The organism is Paenibacillus sp. FSL R5-0517, assembly GCF_037974355.1.
Classification (GTDB): domain Bacteria; phylum Bacillota; class Bacilli; order Paenibacillales; family Paenibacillaceae; genus Paenibacillus.
In genome coordinates, this window is the sequence record NZ_CP150235.1 from 5823510 (window position 1) to 5844100 (window position 20591).

A 20591-nucleotide genomic window follows, 5' to 3' on the forward strand; every position below is an offset into this window, starting at 1 on the left:
GCAGGTAACAAGCCTTGATGCACAATTCATATTTATGAGTTCATCTCTTGACGATTTAGTTCGGCTAACCCCTCTTCAACTTCGTTGCGCGGCAAACCGCCTTGCTCCAATTGTTCATCCGTGAGTTGGCTCAACCTTTTATAGAACGACTGTGCATCATCTTGGTAGCTTACAGGGAATTCCGGACCAAGCTGGAGCAACCTGTACCAACTGTTCTCTGCCTGGTCGTAATGTCCCTGTTGCTCACGATACAGGGCAAGCTGTCTTTCGGTCCGGGCAGGGAGCTCATATTCTTTGGTAAGTCCCAATACACCCTCCACCCGTTGCGGTGCATCTAATAACTGGGGATTAGCGCCATGATTCAATGCATACAGGTAAAAATGAAGTGATCTCATCAATCGGATGACAGCCTCATCCTCTGCGTCCATTCTCTCCTGATCCTCTATCCCTTCCACTTTGGCCTTCTCTTGATATATATAGGCTTCTTCTTCAATCAGCCTGGCGGCGTGCTGCAGATTGTCCACTTCAATCATCCCGCGAAAACGGAACATTTCAATAACATCCTCAGCTGGTAACGAGTTCAGCAAAGACAAGTTTAGCCCAAACTGCCTGCGCATCAGCTCATCCAGTTCAGACAATGCCTCGGTGTGCTTACGTTGCTGTTTGAGCGTGAACACTTTACCTATTGCTTCAGTCATTTCCTCCATCATGCGGAGCAGATAATCTTTTCTGAACATGCTGTATGCCCCCTCATCATTCGACCTTATCCATTCAATCGCTCTCCTAACGTCCTATTGTAGTTATTTTAATTCATGCCATGACAAAAAGCCAAAAACAAGACGCATGTCTTTACTCTGGCCATGGAAGTGACAAAAACCCCTGCTTATCCCAAAAAGGACGTTGCAGGGGTTCAAATGATGTGGGAACCGATAATTCTCCAAAAGGAATCAACACTATCCAGGAACCCAACTATATTTTAATGAAATCAACATAAATCACTTCATTTATTACTTCGATAATCCAGACATAAATTGCTTAATGACCTGAATTAATTCTTCAGGAGCTTCATACATGCTCATATGACCCGCACCCGGGATAACAGCTTGCACGATATGCGGCTTGTCACTTGTAAATGTACGTTCTGGCGGAATAACAGCATCCTTCTCTCCTGCTACCAGCAATACAGGTAAAGGAGTGGCGGATAGTACATCGCGGCGATCCGGGCGTTCTCGCATAGCAAGAGCAGCACCAACAGCACCTTGAGGCGCGGTCTGGTAACCAATTTCCTTCACGCGTGTTACGTGCGTGGATAACGACTCAACATGTTCCGGTGCAAATAAGCCAGGAACCAGTCCATCTACAAAATTCACGATACCTTCCGTTTGAATGGTGGAGACGGCACGAAGGCGTTTCTCTTTGGCTTCTTCACTGTCCGGGTAGGCTGTGGAATGAATCAGGCCAAATGCATTCAAACGCTCAGGGTGACGTTGTGCGATCGAGAGCGCAATATATCCCCCCATCGAGTGTCCTAGAAGGACAGCCTTTTCCACGTTCAACTCGTCCATCAACTGTAATACATCGTTGCCCATCTGTTCGATGGTATAACTTCCTACAGGTGCATCTGTTTTCCCGTGTCCACGCAGATCAGGTACGATACAGCGATAGCTGCGTGCCAGTTCAGATACGACCTCATCCCAATACGATGAACTGCCACAGTATCCGTGGAGCAAAATGAGTGCTTCTCCCTTACCTTGTTCGGCATAACAAATCGTCGTTCCATCACACATCACTTTTTCCATATGAATCCCTCTCTCTGCGCGAATTAAATAATTCAGGTTGTATATTATTAAGCCTACATCTCATGAATGAAACGTTTGTCTCCATTTCCATGCTTCAATTGCGGCGTCTGCAATCGTTCGGGACATCTCCATGACCGAGTGAAGCGAGGTCATCTGCAATATGGAATAAGGCCTTGGTCCATTGGCATTAACCACAGCTGCCAGACTGTATTGTCCGACAGGAGGGAGCTTCCCTCCAACCGATTGAGCTGGAATGAGTGGGTTGTTCGAGAGATAATATGTACCTACGGCATGCTTGGGACCCAGACACGCATCGATCGCTATGATGGCATGGTGTGCAGGAATGAGTGCTAATTTCCTCTCCAGCGTGTCTGCATCACAAGGGGAAGACAGCGTGCCTATCACGTTACCTATTCCATTCTCTTGCAGGATACTCCCTGTCAGCGGGCCCAGGGCATCCCCGGTGGAACGATCGGTTCCGATGCAGACAAACGTGATTTCATCTAGAGCGTGAAGTTTGAGGATATTTTCGAAAAATAAAATCAGATTCTCTGCAGGCACGCCTTTGCGGACTTCCCTTCCTTGATGGCGAACCATTTCTCGCTTATACGCTGCCAAGCTGTATTCCCTCCAGTACACTCTGTTTTCCATGAAAACCGGTTGTTGTATCCATCATTGTAACCGATGCTTGGTTTCCCCGCAAAAGCATTGGCCTGAGCACTTCCAATCATGATACAATAACAAGAGTTTCCGATACGGAAGGGATGAATTTAACGATGGATTTAACACAAGCAACAGCAGCCAATATGGAATATATGATTGAAGCGATCAAAACCAAACTGCGTATGGCAAGCGGTGCTGCCATGCAAGCTTCGTCATTCCCACTTGAGAAATATGAAGATCTGTTTGACCTGTATGAAATGATTTTGGGCAAGGAACATCTCAGTATCTCCGAAGTGGAAGCTGTCGCTTCTGAACTGGGTAAGCTTCGTAAATCCTAGTCCAAGCAAGCAAAAAAAAGGACCTGTCTTCCACATCAACGTGGCAACAGGTCCTTTTCGCCTATTTTTGTTTCAAGACTATCGTTATTAGGAAGTACATCTGATCCTTAAGGCAGATCGACCAGAACAAATTCGGCAGGTTCACTGTCTGTACTCGTAATTTGCAGATCGCAGCTTTTACGAATTCGTGCAGCATCCCCCGGCTTCAGGCTGAAGTTACCGTCCGAGCAAAGAATCTCCACATGTCCACTGATCAGGAAAAGATGTGTCCGTCGCTCTTCATGTTGCGGGTACATCAACTTCTTCCCAGACTCCAAATGGGACAGGTAACAGGTTACATCCTGGGAAATAGGCAATGCGCCTTCGGTTCCCTCGCCCCCTTGCCCGGATACAATCGGACATAAACGATTCAAAGGCTCCTGTGGCTCTATTTTCCGATTCGTATAGGATGGTTTCAGCATACGCTCCGATGGCAAAAACCACATCTGAAGAAATCGTACCGGTTCATCCGCTGACGGATTGGTCTCGGAATGTTCCACTCCTGTACCTGCACTCATCACCTGGACTGTACCCGGTTCAAGCAATTGTTCTGTTCCCATACTATCCGTATGTTTGAGTGTACCTGATATGACATAACTGACAAGCTCAAGATCATGATGTGGATGTTTCTTAAAGCCTTCTTGCGGCATCAGCGTGTTTTCATTATGAGCCAGCAGACAGCCAAAATGGGCGTTGCTCGGATCATCATAATCCGCAAAGGAAAAGCTGAATTCACTGTGTATCCAACCTCGATCCGACGTGTGCCTTTCTTCCGATGTCACCACTTTAATCATGTTCATCCACCTCCAAGGGTTTAGAGCTGCCACATTACTGAGGCAGTCCATGCGTGTATATGAATTGTTTAGATAAATACCAGTTGGTATGTCATCTTTACCCGGGGTCCGGCAACTCTAATCACGCCCCTTCTTAAGGTTATACGCTATCTTCAAGTGAGTGGAGAATGAACTCGCTATCTGCATGACCTACAAGGGTACCCTCATCATTACGGATGTCGGAAGGGAACACTTCAGCCAATCGTGCAAGGGTTCTCTCATTGGAATAACCGATCTGTTTCAGGATGGATTGGGTAATGAAGGCCCACTCTTCCTCGGAACCATCAAGTACCTTGAAGGTGATTCCCAATCGTTCTTTTTTCAGACCAAAACCGAATACCCCTTTGAATCCACCTTTTGCGACAATGTTATCGTCTTCCAGCAGTACTGAATCTACACGCTCTGTGCCCCCTACCATTAACGGATGTTCATTCATGGCTGATGTAATCGTCTCTACAGCTGTTCTTGTAGAAGGATCGGCGATAAGATCCGGACAAGCGAGCTTCAGATAGGCGTTCGACAATGCTGATAACGGCAAAGAAAATACCGGAAAGCCGCAGCCATCCGTCCCAAGCTTAATCTCTTTTTCCTCAATACCTGCCAGGTCGGCAAACGTTTCAAGAATTTCACGTTGTACGGGGTGATCCGGTTCAGCGTAACTGCCCAAATCAACCTGCTTCATCTGACTGTACCCCAGAATTCCCAGATGTTTTCCGGAGCAGTTATGCAAGATGCGGCGTTTCTCTCCTTGTCCACGTATCCATTGATTACGGCTTTCTTCATTAAGCGGGTAGCTTGGTGCACAGATCAGGCACTCTTCACCCAGTCCGATTTTACCGGATAACTGCTCCAGCACCCGAATGTGTTCCGGCTCCGAACGATGCGAAGAGGACATAATGGCAATCTCCTGTGCAGATAGGCCATAGTGACTGACGATCCCTGCCCGGATTCCTGGAATAGCTTGAAAAGGTTTGGCAGATGAGCGAGTGAACGCTCTAAAATGAGGGTCGCCAGCCGAGTATACGATTCGGCCATTCTCATCCGTAATACTTATGTGTCCGTAATGGGCGCATTCCATGACGCCTGCACGGTATTCTTTAATTAACAAGGCACTCTCCATGCGAGTTCTCTCCTTTGTGCTCCCAATTTCATCTCTGCTTTGCGTCACGACGCCGCATGGGATATCTTAAATAGTATAGTACAAAAGCGACGTTTTTACAGTTTTTTCGACATGCATTTCGGGTATAGCTTTATCATCTATGTTCATGACTACCATAATGAAGGAGAAACTCACTATGCCACGCAAAATGTCTACACCATTCTCATCAGGTTCGACCTCTGGCATGTCGTTACGCCCCCTCTTCAACTGGAGTTTGGCTGGTATGGCTATCAGTGCTTCGGTCGTATTCATCATGGCAGGTCTGGGTGCCTGGTTGGGCGATGATTCTATTATTCGTCTGGATGCTGAAATTCAGCAATTATTTTATCTGAATTCGGATTCACGTCTGTATCTATTTCCTTACACTGCATTTATAACTGCGCTGGGCTCATTCAAAATCTCTGCTGTAGCCGTAGTAGGTTTCGCCCTTCTTTTCTTCATACAACGCAGCCCAAGGTTTGTTATATATGGATATGCGATCACGGGAAGTTTTGCCATGATGTGGATCCTGAACACGTTATTGAAAGAATTTTTCAGACGAAGCAGACCTGAACTGGATCATCTGCTGGTCGTTCACGGGTACAGCTTTCCCAGCGGACATGCCATGATCTCCATGGGCTTCTACGGCATGCTCTTTGTAATCTGGGCCATTGAGCAACAGCGACACAACTCTTCTAGTATGTGGCTTCCTGTTCTATGCGGCATCATTTTTATTTTCTTGATTGGCCTGAGCCGCATCATGCTCGGCGTACATTATCCTACGGATGTATTTACGGGATTTGCCGCTGGATTGGCATGGATCTTCTGCATGATTAAAGGTATTAAACAAAGTCACTAAAGAAGGAATTCCTCTGATTTCCAGTTCATTCATCCTCATCTTTATTGTTTCACAGGGTTGCACGGCGTTTATATACGAAGTAAGCAAACGCGAACAGACAACATCCTACATCAAGTTTAAAGGAGGCGGTTGTTATGTGGGGCATCATTATCAGCATTGTGATGGCTGTCATCATCGGTTTGATCGGAGATGCACTTGCCGGTCACAACATGCCTGGAGGCATAATCGGTGCAATGATTGCCGGATTTGCCGGAGCCTGGCTGGGAGCACTTTTGCTTGGTAACTGGGGACCCGTTATCGGTAACTTTGCCATCATCCCTGCCATCATTGGTACAGCGCTCTTTGTTTTCTTGCTGGGGCTTGTGTCCAGACTGCTAAGACAGGCTGCCTGATTCGGGCAACAAGGTGTTCGTTGTTTCGTATTTGTTTCTTAATTTGAAGAAGGAGTGATTAGACATGAATAAAGCAGAAGAGCAATATCCTGTACAGACGGGTTCGACTTTCGCCAAAGGGATTTTCATCGGAGGTTTGCTGGGAGCGGCTGCGGCCCTACTCTTTGCGCCTAAACCAGGACGAGAATTGCGTGGTGACCTTTCCGAGAAAGTAGGCATGGTTACTGACCGCACGAAAGAAGTTGCAACGGTTGTAGGTGATAGAGCATCCGAACTGGCTAAAACGGTCTCATCCAAAACTTCCGACATTGCAAAAACAGTAAACCAAGGACGCAATGATGTCATGGAATCTGTGAGAAAAGCATCCGCGGATGTGGCTAACGAAGCATCCCGTGCATCTGAAGAAGTGGCTGCCGCTTCCGTAGAAGCGAAGGAAGATGCACGTAAAGAACTTAACTCGACTAGCCTGTAAGGTGATATAGATCGAGTGACCAATAGCCAGCTGCACTCCAGCTGGCTATTTTTTATCCAATGCGAGTTGAGGGGGAATAATTATGAGTAAAGTTACAATTAACGGTAATACTCCAATTACGGGGAGAACACCGGCACAGCAGTACGATACAAGCGAGCATCCTTTTGAATTGCGACACGAGGTAAAGCGGTTGAACACACGTCTGGACCAGATTGCGGACAGTCTGGAGAGAGCACAGATCAAAGATATTATTGAGAATTACAGCAGTCCCAAAAAGCGGATTATTACCAACTTCACAGCAGGTATGGCACGAGGGCTCGGTCTGACCGTAGGTACCTTTGTTGTTCTGGGTCTGCTCGCATTCATTCTCAGCCAATTCGTCAATATGCCGATTGTCGGTCAATATATTGCTGACTTGCTTGGCTATATTGAAGATTACAAGAAATAAGGAGACTAACCGACCGCAAGCTATCCCTTACGTTTTTCCGTTTCTCCTTTTTTCTCAATCTCTTCAGCTGAAGGCTGTGAGGATTTCACTTTGAGCAGATCCCCTGTCCATCCTTTCATCATCAGCCATACGTACATGCCAATCATGCTTAGGATAATGGCAACAAGGACCAGAACAACTCCCCATGATTTATCGATAAAGGGCAGGTTCTCAAAGTTCATTCCCCATATCGCGCCGGCAGCCGTGGCGGGTATGAACACAGCGGTGACAATGGTCAGTGTTTTCATGATCTCATTCCCACGCACACCGGAGATCGCATTATCAATAGAGATTAATGTATCAATCTCTTTCTCGTAGTGTCTAAACAATCGTTCCATTCGCTCTACGCGATGTTGGAGCTGTTGGAAGTATCGATTTTCATTGATTTCATCAAGGTAAGCCTCATGTGAAGCGGCCATCAGTTCCGAGTAAGGGATGAACAGATTACTCCAATACAATAATTCAAATCGAGCGGCGAGAATCTGGTCCATCAAGGTGCGAGCATTGCGGGATTCCATCTTCCGTTCCAGATCACGCAGGTTCATCTCAAAATGATCCATTCCCACATGGTAGTAATGCAGTATAGCTCGAAAAAGTACAAACATCCCATCCCTGGCCTCGCTACATTGCTGTAACATATGAGCACGTTCATCTGTCTTCATAATCCCTCGTGTGTTGTCATCCATATTCAAAGTAACCAGATGATTGCGATCGACGTAGAAAAACATCTGATTATCTTGACGTTGGTCATCTCTCTCATTCTTGATCGCATATAACAAGGAACCAAATATGACTGGCTCTGTACCGTTCACAAAACGGACGGACAAATAATTCGATTCCACTTCCGGAATTTTGTGAAGCCAATACTGCATGTCCGGAAATGCCTCTGTCAATTCCTCCAATGCATCGTTCATGCTGTTGTTGTCGGGTGCAACCCAATCCCACCATTGCCAATGGTCCGAACAAGATAACTTGTCACGGCGACGTTCCAACTTGATTTGGTTCACAATCACTTTATCCACTCCTGCACTTATGTTCGTTCATTGCATACTTATCTTTTTTGATCCCAAAAAGGACACGTATGCATTCCAGTGCAATGACGTGTCCTTATTTATGCCGTACTCAACAACATTAGGGTTCCATTTTTCATAACATTGAAGCATTAGACATGATCTGTTTCAATTTCTCTGTAGCTCGCTTCTGAATACGAGATACGCTCATCTGTGAAACACCAAGCTTCTGGGCAATTGCCCGCTGAGATTGGCCATCCTGAAAGGCTAGAATAAGTACCTGCTGCTCTTGTTCCTTCAATTGTCCCAATGCCTGTTGCAAGTCCATCCGTTTTTCGACCGAATCATAGTCATTAACATCCGCACTGATCAGTTCACCTAATGTTGCTGCACTGTCATCCTGAGACAGAGGAGAATCCAGTGACACATAGTGATAACATTCCCGACCAGCCAGAACTTCAATCGTCTCTTCTGCAGTCAAATCAAGGTATTCAGCAATTTCGTTCACACCGGGTGAGCGCTCCAGCTTCACGGTTAACTCATCAATGGCATGTTGCACAAGTGCTCCCTTTTCCTTAATTCTCCGGGGCACCTGAATATACCAGGATTTGTCTCGCAAATAGTTCTTCATATGTCCGATCATGCTCTTCATGGCATAAGGTTCAAACGGAATACCCAGGTTGATATCATATTGCTTAAGCAAACGTATCAAGGCCATCTGCCCGGTCTGATACAGATCTTCGTATAGATCGGGGCGATTCCGAGCAATTTTACCTGCTGCCATCTTAACCATCGGTTCATATTTACGGATGAGAACTGTTGCAATTTCATTATCTTGGGTCTGCTGGTATTCCCAGATCAAACCAATAGCTTCAGACATGGACTCTGGGGGAGTCACTTTTTCATTCATACTTTCTCCTCACTTCTTGCAAGACGTTTTACGAGTACTACTTTCGTACCTTTGCCCGTCTCACTTTCCACACTGACATCGTCCATCAAGGCTTGCATCAGGTAGAACCCGAGTCCGCCAATCTGTGCTTCTGTCAATTCTTTGTCGTGAAGACCAGCACGTGACACAGCAGGGTTCATGTTCTCGAAGCTTGCACCTTCGTCCTTGACAGTAATGGACAATGTATCGCCATCCACTTCGAATACAACTTCAACCATGCCGCCTTCGTGTGAGTAGGCATACAGTACAGAGTTGTTACAGGCCTCGGATACAGCAACTTTCATATCCTCAATGTCTTCATAAGAAAATCCCATTTTTGATGCTACTCCATAGAGATTGAGTCTAACAATATCAACGTAATCAGCTGTCGCCGGTAAATTAAGGGTGACTCTTTGAACTTCTGCATTCATTCCTTTTTCGATCCTTTCCTATTGGGAATTCTTCTGAGTGACAAAGAATTTGGCGATGCCCGTCATGTCAAAAAGTTTCTGAATTTGCGCAGGAACTTCCTGTACTTCGAAGCGAGCTTCCATTCCATGTCTTGCCTTCAAAACAGATAACAGGATACCAATCCCTGTACTATCGATATACTTCAGTTCTTTCATGTTGATCACGAGATCCTGTTCCTTGTTATCCACCAGCGGCTCCATCACCAAGCGGAAGTCAGGAGCAACCGACAAATCCAGTTCGCCAGTCAGATACACCGTGCACACGCCGTCCTGTGTTTCAGTTCTTGCATTGAATTTTTCATTTTTGTTTGTATTCATTAGACATCTCTCTCCTGATCAATGGTTTCCTTACCTAATAACCCAACTTCAGCACGAGTGAAACAAAAAGGAGTTTGGAAATTTTTTCAATTGGCCTGATTCATAGCAGAAGGGCCTGAATTTAGCCTTTGTCGTTGTTTCTGAAACTGGGATATTTTCTGTTTTACATTGCCCATTTTGACTGGTTTACTAATATAATCATCCATACCTGCAGCCATACAGCGTTGCTGAATACCTTCCATCACGTTCGCAGTCATAGCTATAATGACCGGCTGATCGGACGGGGGCAGGCTTTCTCGAATCCGCCGTGTACATTCCAAACCGTCCATAACAGGCATCTGCAGATCCATGAACACATAGTCATAGGGAGACGGGCTACCCTTCACCATATCGAGTGCGCTCTGCCCATCTTCAGCAATGTCTGAGAGCAACCCAAGTTTACCGAGCATAATCGACATCAACTTCTGATTAATCGGATGATCATCCACAATTAATACCGTTGGATATTTATTCTCATTCTTTACATCCGTTAAATTCTCTTCCCCACTCCTCTGGACCAGTTCAGTTTCGACATAGCGTTTTGCCTGAATGGTAAATACAAACGTCGCTCCCCGTTGCTCTGTTGTATCCAGATAGATCTGTCCACCCATCATTTCAACCAGAGTCTTGCAGATTGCCAATCCCAAGCCAGTTCCACCGTATTTACGTGTCATTGATGTATCCAGCTGGGAAAACGGCTGAAACAGGCGGTCAACTTTGTCTGAAGCGATACCTATCCCGGTGTCTTTAACAGCAAACTCCAATGCCAGGTGTCCATCCTTTTCTTCCTTAACAGACACGATCAGATACACTCCACCGTGATCAGTAAATTTAATCGCATTGGCAATAAGATTCAACAGAACCTGACGCAACCTCGCCATGTCTCCGTAAATTAATTCAGGAACAGAATCTTCCAGGAAATAATCCAGTTCCAGATTCTTTTTGCCTGTTTCAGCAGCGAATAATCCCAGCACTTCACGGATACAGGAGACGATTTCAAAAGGATGCTCTTCCAGTTCCATTTTGCCGGATTCCATTTTGGTGAAGTCGAGAATGTCGTTGATGACCGTGACGAGTGCATCTGCACTGCGACGAACGATGTCTGCGTATTCTTTCTGATCGTCCTTCAGTTCCGTCTCCATCAGCAGATCCACCATACCGATGACACCGTTCATCGGGGTACGAATCTCATGGCTCATCATCGCCAGGAATTCGGTCTTGGCATTCGCTGCAATCTCCGCTTCTTCCTTGGCCTGAATGAGTTGTTGATTCATCTTCTCCAATTCCTGTGTCTTCTGGTGAAGCAGCATCGTCTGAGTCTTCAGTCGTTTATTGGTGATAAACATCTCCACAAATCCCTCGATTTTGGATTTCAAAATCTGAGGAATAAATGGTTTAACCATGTAATCAATAGCCCCGGCTGAATATCCGGCAAACAAATGCTCCGCTTCTCTGCTATTCGCAGAGATGAATATAATCGGCACATCCTTGGACTTGTCCCGTGCCTTAATTAATTTTGCTGTCTCAATTCCGTCCATTCCAGGCATCTGCACATCGAGAACGATAACCGCAAATTCGTCTTTTAGCAGACAGCGGAGTGCCTCTTCTCCAGAAGTTGCCTTAACGAGTTTATATTGTTCCGATTCCAGAACTGCTTCAAGAGCAAGCAAGTTCTCAGGGCGGTCATCTACCAATAATATGTGGATTGGTTCATTGAGCCCCATGGCTAACCCTAACCCCCTATTTGATCTTCCGGTATATTTTTTCGGTCCGGTCTAACGGCTCATAGGTATCACTGAACTCTGTAAAATGTATCGATTCTTTCGACCCTAGAACCAGAATACCAAAGTGGCTCAAGCTCTCATGAAACAGCCCATGCACATGGTTCCGCAGTTCATCATTAAAATAAATCATGACATTTCGGCAAAAGATAACATTAAACTCGTTAAATGACCGGTCTGTTGCCAGATTATGCTCGGCGAAAATGATGTTCTTCCTTAAAAAAGGATGAAATATCACCGAATTGTATTTCGCTGTATAGTACTCGGAGAAGGCTCTGGTACCCCCTGCCTCCAAATAATTTGTAGTAAATAGTTTCATCTTCTCAATACCGTATACGCCTTCTTTGGCCTGTTGCAAAGAGCGATCATTCATATCCGTTGCGTAGATTCTCGCCTTGTCATACAGTCCTTCCTCATGCAACATGATGGCCATGGAATAGACTTCCTCTCCGGTAGAGCAACCCGCATGCCATATTCGGATATACGGGTAGGTTCTCAGGATAGGAATAATCTTTTCCCGAAACATTCGGAAAAGCGAAGGATCTCGAAACATTTCCGTTACAGGGATGGATAAGTTCTGTACAAAACGGTCAAATGCGGAACGGTCATGAAGAACGCGCTCCTGCAAGCCGGATATGCTCTTAACACCTTCAGCATGTGCATGATGCCAGATTCTTCGTTTCAGGGACGGCAGTGCATAGTTTCTAAAATCATATCCATACAAACGGTGCATGCCTTCCAACAGCAACTCAATCTCGATCAGCTCGCGCTCTTCATCTTGCGGCATACGGACCAAATCTGCCCCCGTCTCGGTAGGTTCCCACGGTGTCATAAATTCTCTCCACTTCTTCATTTGTTACTTGCGTATTCGTCGTATTGTCTTTCATTACCCAAACAATGAACTTCCGAATAATGAACTTACGAATACAGCCATACGCGCATTAAGGATAACAATTGATCTGTCTGGATCGGTTTTTTCACATAATCAGATGCTCCGGCCTCAATACATTTGCCGCGATCCTCTTTCATGGCTTTCGCCGTGAGCGCAATAATAGGCAACTTTTCAAACTGCGGGATCTGTCTGATTCGTGTCATCGCTTCATAACCGTCCATTTCTGGCATCATCATATCCATCAGTACCAGATCAAATTCCGGATTTTTCTCTAAAATCTCCAGAGCCTCACGGCCATTTTCTGCAAATGTTACATCCATTCGATAGCCTTCAAGGACACTTGAAAGAGCAAATACATTACGGATATCGTCATCTACAAGCAATATCTTTTTGCCTTCAAACAACGTTTCCTTGTTGTGTAACTTCTGCAAGATGCGACGCTTGTCTTCCGGCAGATTGGCTTCTACCCGGTGCAGGAACAATGTGGTTTCGTCCAGCAGACGTTCCGGTGACTTCACATCCTTGATAATGATGGATTCCGCATATTTGCGCAGCTTCATTTCTTCCTTGGAATCCAGTTCTTTGCCTGTATAAATTATAATCGGCAGATCGTTCAGATATTCATCATCCCGAATCTGGTCGAGCAACTCAAAACCGGTCATATCCGTTAACATCAGATCCAGTACCATGCAGTCATAACGCTGGCTGTGTAATTCATTCAATGCCTCGCTACCTGTGGATACTGCCGTAATTGCAACATCGTCATGACCAATCAATTCAATAATGGCTTTACGCTGAATTTCATCATCTTCCACAATCAACAGTCGTTTCAACTGATTCTCGGTATAGGATTTGATATGCGAGAAAGCCTTATCCAGTGAATCCTTGCTTGAAGGTTTTTTCAGATATGCAATGGCGCCCATCATCAAACCTTGCTTCATATCATCAATGACTGAGATGACATGTACCGGGATGTGACGTGTTGCCGAACTGCTCTTCAGTTCACCCAGAATGGTCCAACCGTCCATAACAGGCAGTTGAATATCAAGGATGATGGCATCCGGCAGATACTGACGGGCCATGTCCAGACCTTTATCCCCTTGAAGGGCAACAAGTGCTTTGAATCCTCTTCCTCTCGCCATATCCATCAAAATATGTGCAAAGTTCACATCATCCTCAATGATAAGAAGGATTTTGTCACCTTCCATGAGATTCTCCCGATCATCTTCGATCTGCGTGACATCCGGAGTATGGCTAGGAGACAGATCTGTACCCACGCTTCGCTCTGGATCAGGAGATAGGACGGACTGATGACTTGAGAGCATGGTCCGTGTTTCGAAGGATTGTTCATAAAGCTCCTCTGAGGATACAGCCGCTTCTCTAGAAGCCCCTTCCTCCGCCAGTGCTTCCTCTTCATGATTATCCGGCAGGTACAAGGTAAAGCAGCTACCCTCGCCTTCGGAAGATTCCACCTGTATTGCGCCACCAAGCAAACGTGCCAGCTCCCTGCTAATGGACAATCCCAGGCCAGTTCCACCGTATTTGCGACTTGTGGTCCCATCTACCTGCTGGAATGCTTCAAAGATCAGATCCGTCTTGTCCGAAGGAATGCCAATGCCCGTATCTTTCACACTGAATCCGAGATATTCCTGATTGGTGTTCATATATCCCGGGAGTTCTTCCGGTTTCATCCGTCGTCCAATCAGACTAACCGAACCACGATTGGTAAACTTAAATGCGTTCGATAACAAGTTCCGCAAAATCTGTTTGACACGATGACTGTCTGTGTACACCCATTCCGGTAAGTCGCTGTCGAATTCGATGTTCAAGTTCAGCTCTTTTTTATTTGCCATCGGTCCAAAGTTTTGCTGAACAAAGCTGGTCAGCTCTTCCATTCGAACCGTCTCATAATTGATATCCATCTTACCAGCATCCACTTTGGACAGGTCCAGAATCTCATCAATCATCTTCAGCAGATCCGCACCCGACATGTAGATGGTTTGGGCATATTCCTGCTGTTTATCAGTCAGGTTTCCACCCTTGTTCTCCGACAATAGCTGAGACAAAATGAGCAGACTATTCAGTGGTGTACGAAGTTCATGTGACATATTCGCCAAAAATTCGGACTTATACTTGCTTGTCATCGACAGTTGCGTAGCTTGTTGTTCCAACTGTGTCTTCGTTTTCTCAATTTCGTCATTTTTCTCTTCAACTTCACGTACCTGCTCTTCAAGTGCCCGCGTTTTGGCAATAAGCTCCGTGTTGTAATGCTCCAGTTCTTCTTGCTGACGCTGCAACAATTCCTCCGAGCGTTTAAGTGCTTCTGTCTGCTCCTCCAGATTCTCATTGGAGCGACGCAGTTCTTCCTGTTGTGTCTGCAGTTCTTCCGATTGAACTTGTAGTTCCTCTGTAAGTGCCTGGGATTCACGAAGCAGTTCCTCAACACGTAAACGACGACGAACGTTGTTCAAAATAACACCCAAGTTCATGATCAGTTGGGCAAACAATTGTCTATGCTGTTCATTGAACCCTTCAAAGGAAGCCAGTTCAACAACACCAATCAGTTCATCTTCAAACACGACAGGATAGATCATGATACCTGCAGCACGTGTTGAACCTGAAGCCGATCCAATATGCACATAATCCTCTGGTGTATTCTCCAGAATAATAGGCGTCATATCCAGTGCGGCCTGACCAATCAGACCTTCACCGATTCGGTACATTTCCTTTCCAACGTCTTCGTTCTCTTCGAATGCGTATGCACCGTAACGTCTCAATTCGTCGGGATGTTTCTCCTCATCAATCAGATAGACGACCCCCAATTGAGCACCAAGAACCGGTGTGAACTCGCTGATAAACATTTGTGAGATTTGACGAATGGAGCCAATTCCACGAAGTAGCTCAGGAACTCTTGCGATGTTGGAGTTCATCCAGTTTTGATCCTGCTGAGCCTGTACGTAAGCCTTCTCGACTTCCAGTTTTTCTTCCAGATCACTGGACACATCTTTGAAAACACTGGCGATCTGACCAATTTCATCAGTGGATTTGACCTGAATACGCCGAATGGTACGGTAACGACCTTTACCGAAACTGGTAATCATCATGGATACCGTATTCAACCCTCGGGTGATGCTTGGCAGCACCCACATGATCACTCCCAGAGCAAGCAACAATCCCGCAATCATGATGCTTATCGTAATCTGCACTGCTCTTGTATACGCTGCGTTAGCGTTCTTGATCTCGGCATCAATCTCTTGATCCTGGTATCGGGAGAGGGCATTCAAACTATCTACGGCTTCTTTCTGCACCGCGAGCCCTGTTGAATTGCGGTAGTTATTTGCATCTTCTGCCCTTCCTTGAGACATCAGGCTAATCTGTCTCGTGGCATAGTCTGTATACGCGCCCCATGCAGTATTCACACGATCCACCAACTGATGTTCAGGTGCACTGTCCGCACGGTTTCTTACCTCTGTGAGGTAACCATCCCCCCGATCTTTCATGTCTTTCAGGTCACCGTCCGCAGCAGCAGTCGAATTATTAGGATTCAACAACAAGTTAGCCAGCACTTTAGCAATGTCATTAACCTCTCCGCGCGCTGCTGAAGTGAACCGTACTTTGAGATAACGTTCCTGATACATCTGATCAATCTGTTGATTACTGCTGTTTAGCCGTTCATAACTCACAAACGTGAGCACGATCAAAATAGCCATCAGAGCGGTAAATCCAACCAGCAGTTTATTTCTGATCTTCATTCAGTATCCGCTCCTTTTTCCAGCGTAATCCAGACCAGACACTTGTCATCATCACGTTCCTGTGATATCTCGTCGTCGAAAAACAGTGCCTGCATGGCATCTTCATTCCATTGATGTGAACCGCTCAGTTTTTCGACCAGGAATTTATGTTGTTCCTCCTGTCCACCCTGAACAGTTTCCAATAATCCATCTGTATAAAGCGCGATATGTCCATCGCCCTCGTAATGAATCGTTTGTGGCTCAATATCCATTTTGTCAAATAAACCAACAGGACAGCAGACGCTGTCAAAAGTAGTGACACTGCCGTCTTCTCGGAAGAATAATGCAGGCGGATGCCCTGCGTTGACATAATCAATACGCTTCATCCGTGTATCCACAACCAGGTAAATTGCGGTGAAATAGTACTGTACCAATTGTTTCCCTAAATGGAGCTGATTGAAGCGACGGTTCAACTCCTGAATAACCTTCTCTGGATCGACGTAGGTGGTCACTGTATCTTTCAAGACAGAAGCGATAAACATCGTAAACAAGGAAGAAGATATTCCGTGTCCCATCATGTCGAGCAACAATACCCCATAACGCCCTTCCCCGAGCGGATACCATGAATACAGGTCACCCGCAAGCTCAAAAGAAGGTTTATAGATGGCATGTACTTGGAACAACGGGTCCCTAATTGCCGGACTTAATACAGCATTTTGAACCATTGCTGCCAACTTGAGTTCATCCTGAATACGTTGATCTCGCTCTTTATGCCAATCCTTCTCCTGTTTCAAACGAAGTGCGAGTCGAATTCTGGCCATCAGTTCGACTTTATTAATCGGTTTGGTCACATAGTCAGATGCACCTGCATCCAATGCTTCGGCAAGTTTCTTGGAGTCTCCGATGGCAGTCACCATAATAATCGGTATATCCTTCAAATTTTCAAATTTTTGCACAATACTGCAGGCTTCGATACCGTCCATCTCGGGCATCATCATATCTAGCAAAATCAGGTCAATATCCGACGGTCTTGGACGAAGTTCGTTGCTTTCCTCCCCAATTCCCAACACTTCAAACATTTCCATGGCGGAACTCGCCGTTACAATGTCACGATAGTTCTCTTTTTTCAGAATTTCTCGAATGATAATGACATTCGTCGGATTGTCGTCAACAATAAGTATTCTCATTGATATCTCCTTATCTGTGGCGTCCGGGTTTGTCGATTCTTATTAGGTAGAAACGAACGTTAATTATACAAATTTTTCATACAAAACGGCAGTAGACATAATAATTCCTAGTATAACTATAATCGTAAAAACAAAAAAACTCTATCAGTAAATGGCACCATCACGGGTAATCTTCACCGCTTTTCGCCCTGTTTTTGCAGCGTCCTGATCCCGCTTCCAAACTTGCAAAAACATAGATAAGGAATGGGGAAAGCCCCATTCCTTATCTATGTTTTTGATTAAGCATTTTACCTAAGTGATTCAGAAGTTTGTCCATGTTCAGCAAACTTCAACTTGTACCGCTATATGGATCAATCTTTCTTTTTAGCAATGACGAGTACTTTACCTTTATACAACTCACTCTCGTAAAAGTCAGCTTCGGCTTCAGTAAAGCCCATCGAAACAATTTTGGCCCGGAGTTCATCACCGCGTGAGCGGAACAGATTCGCCATGGAATCAAATACGCCTTCTTCCTTTATGCCAATTTCTTTGGCATCTGCTGTATCGGCAATTCGATCTGTACGATCCTTCTCATGGGCGAGAACAAAGATATGATCAGCAAGGTATCCGGTAATCTGCAATTCTTTCACCGCTTCTACCGCTTGGACTCCGTTTTCTACCACTTTAGCATAAGCTTGCTCATTGGTTGAATTCATCGTTTCCACTCTCCTCTGATTTAATCTTCTGTATCGAGCTACTTAGTATATAACCATACAATTTGGGATTGAAACGATTTCGTATTAACCAATATCAGGATACGGTATCATCAAAAAGATCAATGCCATCAATCTGGCTAGAGCCTGACTTCATATATACCTTTAGCGCCTGATCTCCACGGAGAAATACTTCTCCGTCCTCGGCCACATAGTATGGTTTCCCAAGAGCATGATGGATCGCTTCAATCTTCATCTCGATCCTCTCTCCGTTTAACATGATGTGATCTTCAGATGCATCGATATGCACATATTGAATGACATCTGTATCTTCACACAAGCCAACTTTCACATCACGAAAGTGATATTCAGGACATCCCAGATAAGGATCTTCCTGTTTATACACCGCCTGGCCCTTCTTGGCCGACAAGTCATCTATGGTGTCATCCAAAGAAATGCCATTCAGAGTCCGAAAATGCTGGAAAGTCTCGGATCGATCAACAGCCAGAGTTACCTCTGACGCCTTCTCCTCCATTGCCGTCCATTGCATATCGTGAGCAGCAGGTACCGCTGCCGGTTGAACGGAAAAGGGAGAAATTACGCTAAACATCACAAGCAGTAGTTTCATCATGATTCTCACCCTTTCATCAGGTTCATCACCGCTCTGAAGGTTTCTTCATGGATTACAAAGCGATCATGTTATTTACGCATTCGTTGCCATACATTCGCGGCCACATCGACATACTTCATCCAGTTCTTCCCGCCCTTAGCATCACCATTATATGTAGCTTCATAGGATAGCAAGGTACGATCCGTTGATGTAGCAGGTGGTGCCGTTACATGAGACGGTTCAGCGTGCGTTTTATCTTCGGCATGGTTTCGTTTCGTCTGAAATCTGGCCATCAGCGTCGTGGAGACTTGTTTGGCTGCCGCCGTCACTTCATTCAACACTTCACCAAGATTCTCAACAGATTCCATCACAGGATCAATTTTTTTCATTTTGTGCTGGACATCCACCGTAATATCATTGGCGTGTCTTACCGTTTGCTTCACTTCATAACTAAGTTCATCAATGGTCTTCTGTACCTCCTGCAACGTCTGTGAGACATTGTCCAAGGAACCCTGAGCGGATTTCAAGGTACGAATTAAAAAGAAAACAAGGACTGCAAATGCCACTGCAATCAGGGCCACGCTAATTTGATAGATCATAGAAGAACCTCACTTTCCATATGTGCATCAGTTTGTTATTGCTATAGTTACCCGGCGTTTTCCCGGACGAAACAAAATTTCATGTTACTTCAAATATGCTCACGCTTGGAAAAAAAACCAATGTTTCAACTGGATAGCCCTCGGTTAAAGTTAGACTACACAGGGCGGTGAGGTGAACACAACTCACTCCACAATCAAGTAACGAAAGGATGAAACCTTATGTTGAAATGGTCTGTATTATTTCTAATTATTGCACTGGTCGCAGGTATTTTTGGATTCTTCGGTATTGTTGAAGCAGCTGCTTCAATCGCGAAAGTACTCTTCTTCATCTTTGTTGTACTGTTCGTCATCTCCCTCATTACGGGACGCAGCCGAATGCGATAAACTCAGCTCTAATTGGACTGAGTCATATTAACGAATACATACAAAAGCCGATCGTGCTACCAAGCCGATTGGCTTTTGTGCGTTTTTTAGACATAGGTCAACTTTTCTATATTATGTATTGCACCCCCTCCTGCTTTATTCCAAACTGCACTCCCATGAATTCCATAAAATTAGGACTTATTTGAGATAGCCAACCCGGTTTTATCCCACCGAAGTATGATATTTACAGGCTTGCTATATACCCACATATGCGCCAGTTGACACTGGAGAATGCAAGAAAATATTGTTATAATTTGTGATTCATAAGGTAGCTCGCTTGGTTACTTTTAACACAGGACAACAAATTACATACCTAACCGAGGAGGAAAAACAAATGAAAAAAATCGTAAGTTTTGCCGCTGCTTTAACGTTGATGGGTTCGATGGCTGCCGCTGCTGGTGCTGAGGAAGCGGTTACCGGAACGGTGACTCCCGAAAATGGAACAGAAGCTACAACAACGACAACAACTCCGGCTGTTGAAGTGAACAAACCTGCTGTAGACACCGTAGAAGGTACTGCTGAGACAGTAACCGGTACAACAACAGACACTACAGGTGCAACAGGTACTTCGACAACAACTGAAACTCCAGCTACAACTACAGATGATAAAATGTTTGAAGAGCCACTTGTAAAACCAGGCGATGAAGTTCTGGCACCTACAATGTTGCTGAACCTTCTGGAGCGCACTTGGTTCTATGATGCACCTAACGGTAAACCAATCGGTGCATTGAGCTCCCAAGTCATCGATACAACAGGTGAAGTGGTTGACGGATTCGACGGTGGCGAGTGGGTGCAAGTGTACACTTGGAAAGGCAAAGCGTGGATTCACGTTGCCATCCAGTAACATCGTATAATCGTTCTAACGATAAGTAAAGAGGACAGCCCGCACAA

23 protein-coding genes are annotated in these 20591 nt (G+C 45.3%); 7 read left to right on the plus strand and 16 right to left on the minus strand.

The features are described from left to right. Nucleotides 1–32: 32 nt before the first annotated feature. From MKX40_RS26065 to yyaC, 3 genes are all read right to left on the minus strand, one after another. The gene (locus tag MKX40_RS26065) at nt 33–737 is read right to left on the minus strand and encodes a DUF6483 family protein (RefSeq protein WP_339237701.1); all 705 of its coding nucleotides are present in this window, start codon (nt 735–737) and stop codon (nt 33–35) included. 270 nt (nt 738–1007) lie between these two features. After that, the gene (locus MKX40_RS26070) at nt 1008–1799 is read right to left on the minus strand and encodes an alpha/beta hydrolase (protein ID WP_339237703.1); all 792 of its coding nucleotides are present in this window, start codon (nt 1797–1799) and stop codon (nt 1008–1010) included. 60 nt (nt 1800–1859) lie between these two features. Then, nucleotides 1860–2417 (minus strand): spore protease YyaC, encoded by a 558-nt coding sequence (gene yyaC / locus MKX40_RS26075; protein ID WP_339237705.1) that lies wholly within the window; start codon nt 2415–2417, stop codon nt 1860–1862. A 158-nt stretch (nt 2418–2575) separates the two neighbouring features. Here yyaC and MKX40_RS26080 point away from each other — a divergent pair, with 158 nt between their 5' ends. Beyond that, nucleotides 2576–2800 carry a DUF1128 domain-containing protein gene (locus MKX40_RS26080; protein ID WP_253440906.1) on the plus strand — a complete coding sequence of 75 codons (225 nt, stop codon included), beginning with the start codon at nt 2576–2578 and terminating at the stop codon, nt 2798–2800. Between the two features lie 107 nt (nt 2801–2907). Here MKX40_RS26080 and MKX40_RS26085 read toward each other — a convergent pair whose 3' ends face one another. Together MKX40_RS26085 and MKX40_RS26090 are read right to left on the minus strand one after the other, a co-directional pair. Beyond that, nucleotides 2908–3633 (minus strand): pirin family protein, encoded by a 726-nt coding sequence (locus MKX40_RS26085; RefSeq protein WP_339237711.1) that lies wholly within the window; start codon nt 3631–3633, stop codon nt 2908–2910. Between the two features lie 139 nt (nt 3634–3772). Further along, complete coding sequence (locus tag MKX40_RS26090; protein WP_339237714.1) at nt 3773–4792, minus strand: asparaginase; 1020 nt, start codon at nt 4790–4792, stop codon at nt 3773–3775. Between the two features lie 175 nt (nt 4793–4967). Between MKX40_RS26090 and MKX40_RS26095 the strand changes: the two genes are divergently transcribed. From MKX40_RS26095 to MKX40_RS26110, 4 genes are all read left to right on the plus strand, one after another. Continuing rightward, the gene (locus tag MKX40_RS26095; RefSeq protein WP_339237716.1) at nt 4968–5669 is read left to right on the plus strand and encodes a phosphatase PAP2 family protein; all 702 of its coding nucleotides are present in this window, start codon (nt 4968–4970) and stop codon (nt 5667–5669) included. Nucleotides 5670–5803: 134 nt separating this feature from the next. Continuing rightward, the gene (locus tag MKX40_RS26100) at nt 5804–6061 is read left to right on the plus strand and encodes a GlsB/YeaQ/YmgE family stress response membrane protein (RefSeq protein ID WP_017692278.1); all 258 of its coding nucleotides are present in this window, start codon (nt 5804–5806) and stop codon (nt 6059–6061) included. A gap of 64 nt (nt 6062–6125) precedes the next feature. Beyond that, nucleotides 6126–6533: a YtxH domain-containing protein gene (locus tag MKX40_RS26105; protein WP_074096444.1), complete on the plus strand. Its 408-nt coding sequence runs from the start codon at nt 6126–6128 to the stop codon at nt 6531–6533. 82 nt (nt 6534–6615) lie between these two features. Then, nucleotides 6616–6981, plus strand: coding sequence for a DUF5665 domain-containing protein (locus MKX40_RS26110; RefSeq protein WP_339237718.1), 366 nt, complete (start codon nt 6616–6618; stop codon nt 6979–6981). 20 nt (nt 6982–7001) lie between these two features. Here the strand turns inward: MKX40_RS26110 and MKX40_RS26115 are convergent, their stop codons facing one another. From MKX40_RS26115 to MKX40_RS26165, 11 genes are all read right to left on the minus strand, one after another. Further along, nucleotides 7002–8033, minus strand: a complete 1032-nt coding sequence (locus MKX40_RS26115; protein WP_339237719.1) for a magnesium transporter CorA family protein — start codon at nt 8031–8033, stop codon at nt 7002–7004. Between the two features lie 133 nt (nt 8034–8166). After that, nucleotides 8167–8940, minus strand: coding sequence for a sigma-70 family RNA polymerase sigma factor (locus MKX40_RS26120; RefSeq protein ID WP_047841571.1), 774 nt, complete (start codon nt 8938–8940; stop codon nt 8167–8169). Continuing rightward, nucleotides 8937–9389 carry an anti-sigma B factor RsbW gene (gene rsbW, locus MKX40_RS26125; RefSeq protein WP_339237721.1) on the minus strand — a complete coding sequence of 151 codons (453 nt, stop codon included), beginning with the start codon at nt 9387–9389 and terminating at the stop codon, nt 8937–8939. The genes MKX40_RS26120 and rsbW overlap by 4 nt, the downstream gene beginning before the upstream one ends. Before the next feature lie 18 nt (nt 9390–9407). After that, a complete protein-coding gene (locus tag MKX40_RS26130; RefSeq protein WP_036606989.1) occupies nt 9408–9746 on the minus strand; it encodes an STAS domain-containing protein in 339 nt (112 codons plus the stop codon). An 86-nt stretch (nt 9747–9832) separates the two neighbouring features. Next, nucleotides 9833–11509, minus strand: a complete 1677-nt coding sequence (locus MKX40_RS26135; RefSeq protein WP_339237723.1) for a response regulator — start codon at nt 11507–11509, stop codon at nt 9833–9835. Between the two features lie 16 nt (nt 11510–11525). Continuing rightward, the gene (locus MKX40_RS26140; RefSeq protein WP_017692270.1) at nt 11526–12398 is read right to left on the minus strand and encodes a protein-glutamate O-methyltransferase CheR; all 873 of its coding nucleotides are present in this window, start codon (nt 12396–12398) and stop codon (nt 11526–11528) included. Nucleotides 12399–12484: 86 nt separating this feature from the next. Beyond that, nucleotides 12485–16210: a response regulator gene (locus tag MKX40_RS26145; protein ID WP_339237725.1), complete on the minus strand. Its 3726-nt coding sequence runs from the start codon at nt 16208–16210 to the stop codon at nt 12485–12487. After that, nucleotides 16207–17376 (minus strand): fused response regulator/phosphatase, encoded by a 1170-nt coding sequence (locus MKX40_RS26150; protein ID WP_339237728.1) that lies wholly within the window; start codon nt 17374–17376, stop codon nt 16207–16209. The genes MKX40_RS26145 and MKX40_RS26150 overlap by 4 nt, the downstream gene beginning before the upstream one ends. 350 nt (nt 17377–17726) lie before the next feature. After that, nucleotides 17727–18071, minus strand: coding sequence for a general stress protein (locus MKX40_RS26155; RefSeq protein WP_339237730.1), 345 nt, complete (start codon nt 18069–18071; stop codon nt 17727–17729). Nucleotides 18072–18165: 94 nt separating this feature from the next. Then, nucleotides 18166–18699: a hypothetical protein gene (locus MKX40_RS26160; protein WP_339237732.1), complete on the minus strand. Its 534-nt coding sequence runs from the start codon at nt 18697–18699 to the stop codon at nt 18166–18168. A 68-nt stretch (nt 18700–18767) separates the two neighbouring features. Beyond that, the gene (locus MKX40_RS26165; RefSeq protein WP_339237734.1) at nt 18768–19277 is read right to left on the minus strand and encodes a DUF948 domain-containing protein; all 510 of its coding nucleotides are present in this window, start codon (nt 19275–19277) and stop codon (nt 18768–18770) included. A gap of 219 nt (nt 19278–19496) precedes the next feature. On the opposite strand from MKX40_RS26165, the gene MKX40_RS26170 reads away from it, so the two are divergent. Beyond that, the gene (locus MKX40_RS26170) at nt 19497–19661 is read left to right on the plus strand and encodes a DUF1328 domain-containing protein (RefSeq protein WP_017692264.1); all 165 of its coding nucleotides are present in this window, start codon (nt 19497–19499) and stop codon (nt 19659–19661) included. A gap of 373 nt (nt 19662–20034) precedes the next feature. Beyond that, complete coding sequence (locus MKX40_RS26175) at nt 20035–20544, plus strand: hypothetical protein (RefSeq protein ID WP_339237736.1); 510 nt, start codon at nt 20035–20037, stop codon at nt 20542–20544. The last annotated feature ends 47 nt before the right edge of the window (nt 20545–20591 follow it).

What these genes read in the sequence shown, in the direction of transcription:
- MKX40_RS26165 (WP_339237734.1), bottom strand. Translation starts at nt 19,277, where the DNA reads ATGATCTATCAAATTAGCGTGGCCCTGATTGCAGTGGCATTTGCAGTC.
- MKX40_RS26100 (WP_017692278.1), top strand. Translation starts at nt 5,804, where the DNA reads ATGTGGGGCATCATTATCAGCATTGTGATGGCTGTCATCATCGGTTTG.
- MKX40_RS26110 (WP_339237718.1), top strand. Translation starts at nt 6,616, where the DNA reads ATGAGTAAAGTTACAATTAACGGTAATACTCCAATTACGGGGAGAACA.
- MKX40_RS26170 (WP_017692264.1), top strand. Translation starts at nt 19,497, where the DNA reads ATGTTGAAATGGTCTGTATTATTTCTAATTATTGCACTGGTCGCAGGT.
- MKX40_RS26130 (WP_036606989.1), bottom strand. Translation starts at nt 9,746, where the DNA reads ATGAATACAAACAAAAATGAAAAATTCAATGCAAGAACTGAAACACAG.
- MKX40_RS26155 (WP_339237730.1), bottom strand. Translation starts at nt 18,071, where the DNA reads ATGAATTCAACCAATGAGCAAGCTTATGCTAAAGTGGTAGAAAACGGA.
- MKX40_RS26150 (WP_339237728.1), bottom strand. Translation starts at nt 17,376, where the DNA reads ATGAGAATACTTATTGTTGACGACAATCCGACGAATGTCATTATCATT.
- MKX40_RS26080 (WP_253440906.1), top strand. Translation starts at nt 2,576, where the DNA reads ATGGATTTAACACAAGCAACAGCAGCCAATATGGAATATATGATTGAA.
- MKX40_RS26120 (WP_047841571.1), bottom strand. Translation starts at nt 8,940, where the DNA reads ATGAATGAAAAAGTGACTCCCCCAGAGTCCATGTCTGAAGCTATTGGT.
- MKX40_RS26140 (WP_017692270.1), bottom strand. Translation starts at nt 12,398, where the DNA reads ATGACACCGTGGGAACCTACCGAGACGGGGGCAGATTTGGTCCGTATG.
- MKX40_RS26095 (WP_339237716.1), top strand. Translation starts at nt 4,968, where the DNA reads ATGCCACGCAAAATGTCTACACCATTCTCATCAGGTTCGACCTCTGGC.
- MKX40_RS26065 (WP_339237701.1), bottom strand. Translation starts at nt 737, where the DNA reads ATGTTCAGAAAAGATTATCTGCTCCGCATGATGGAGGAAATGACTGAA.
- MKX40_RS26160 (WP_339237732.1), bottom strand. Translation starts at nt 18,699, where the DNA reads ATGATGAAACTACTGCTTGTGATGTTTAGCGTAATTTCTCCCTTTTCC.
- rsbW (WP_339237721.1), bottom strand. Translation starts at nt 9,389, where the DNA reads ATGAATGCAGAAGTTCAAAGAGTCACCCTTAATTTACCGGCGACAGCT.
- MKX40_RS26175 (WP_339237736.1), top strand. Translation starts at nt 20,035, where the DNA reads ATGAAAAAAATCGTAAGTTTTGCCGCTGCTTTAACGTTGATGGGTTCG.
- MKX40_RS26135 (WP_339237723.1), bottom strand. Translation starts at nt 11,509, where the DNA reads ATGGGGCTCAATGAACCAATCCACATATTATTGGTAGATGACCGCCCT.
- MKX40_RS26070 (WP_339237703.1), bottom strand. Translation starts at nt 1,799, where the DNA reads ATGGAAAAAGTGATGTGTGATGGAACGACGATTTGTTATGCCGAACAA.
- MKX40_RS26105 (WP_074096444.1), top strand. Translation starts at nt 6,126, where the DNA reads ATGAATAAAGCAGAAGAGCAATATCCTGTACAGACGGGTTCGACTTTC.
- MKX40_RS26085 (WP_339237711.1), bottom strand. Translation starts at nt 3,633, where the DNA reads ATGATTAAAGTGGTGACATCGGAAGAAAGGCACACGTCGGATCGAGGT.
- MKX40_RS26090 (WP_339237714.1), bottom strand. Translation starts at nt 4,792, where the DNA reads ATGGAGAGTGCCTTGTTAATTAAAGAATACCGTGCAGGCGTCATGGAA.
- MKX40_RS26145 (WP_339237725.1), bottom strand. Translation starts at nt 16,210, where the DNA reads ATGAAGATCAGAAATAAACTGCTGGTTGGATTTACCGCTCTGATGGCT.